Raw genomic sequence first — 1,247 nt, forward strand, 5'->3', positions numbered from 1 at the left:
AAACTACAATGAACTGAGCAAGTTAGAGAGAACCGAAAGATTCGAAACATAAGGTCAAGCTAAAAAGAGCGCAGGGTGAATGCCTTGGCACTGGGAGCCGATGAAGGACGCGATAAGCTGCGAAAAGCTGCGGGGATCAGCAAGTATGAAATGATCCGCAGATGTCCGAATGGAGCAATCCGCCGGAATAAAGCTCCGGCATCATACACTGAATTCATAGGTGTATGAGGGGAACCGCCTGAACTGAAACATCTAAGTAGGGCGAGGAAGAGAAATCAACCGAGATTCCGCTAGTAGTGGCGAGCGAACGCGGAAGAGGCTAAACCAATAGTAGAAATACCATTGGGGTTTCGGACTGTACAAGGTATCTTAAGATCTAATCGAAGTGTGTGGGAAAGCATACCGGAGAGCGTGAGAGTCGCGTAGATGAAAGATCGAGAGAGCCGACAGGATCCAAAGTACCACGGGACACGAGGAATCCCGTGGGAAGACGGGGGGACCACCCTCCAAGCCTAAATACTACCCAGTGACCGATAGCGTATAGTACTGTGAAGGAACGGTGAAAAGAACCCCGGGAGGGGAGTGAAAAAGAACCTGAAACCCTGTGCTTACAAGCACATAGAGCACGTCAAAGTGTGATATGGTACTTTTTGTAGAACGGTCCGGCGAGCGTATGTAAGGAGCAAGGTTAAGCACTTCTGGTGCGGAGCCAAAGGGAAACCGAGTCTGAATAGGGCGATCAGTTGCTTGCATAGGGCCCGAAACCGGGTGACCTATCCATGTCCAGGTTGAAGTGGGAGTAAAATCCCATGGAGGACCGAACCGACCCCCGTTGAAATGGTGGCGGATGAGGTGTGGATAGCGGAGAAATTCCAATCGAACTCGGAGATAGCTGGTTCTCCCCGAAATAGCTTTAGGGCTAGCGTTGTGAATGATTACCGGAGGTAAAGCACTGAATGATGGAGGGGCCGAGAGGTTACCAAAATCTATCAAACTAAGAATGCCGGATAATTGAATCACAGCAGTCAGACAGTGTGAGATAAGTCTCATTGTCAAAAGGGAAAAAGCCCAGACCCACAGCTAAGGTCCCAAAGGAATGTTAAGTGGAGAAGGATGTGGAGTTGCGAAAACAACCAGGATGTTGGCTTAGAAGCAGCCACTCATTTAAAGAGTGCGTAATAGCTCACTGGTCGAGTGACTCTGCGCCGAAAATGTAACGGGGCTAAACATGACACCGAAGCTTGGGA

General features: G+C 49.4%; 1 rRNA gene. It reads left to right on the forward strand.

The features are described 5' to 3' along the window. Window positions 1–52 precede the first annotated feature (52 nt). A 23S ribosomal RNA gene (locus H9X81_RS11520) occupies window positions 53–1,247 on the forward strand; the annotation flags it as partial.

This window comes from Hydrogenoanaerobacterium saccharovorans, from assembly GCF_016901815.1.
Classification (GTDB): domain Bacteria; phylum Bacillota; class Clostridia; order Oscillospirales; family Ruminococcaceae; genus Avimicrobium; species Avimicrobium caecorum.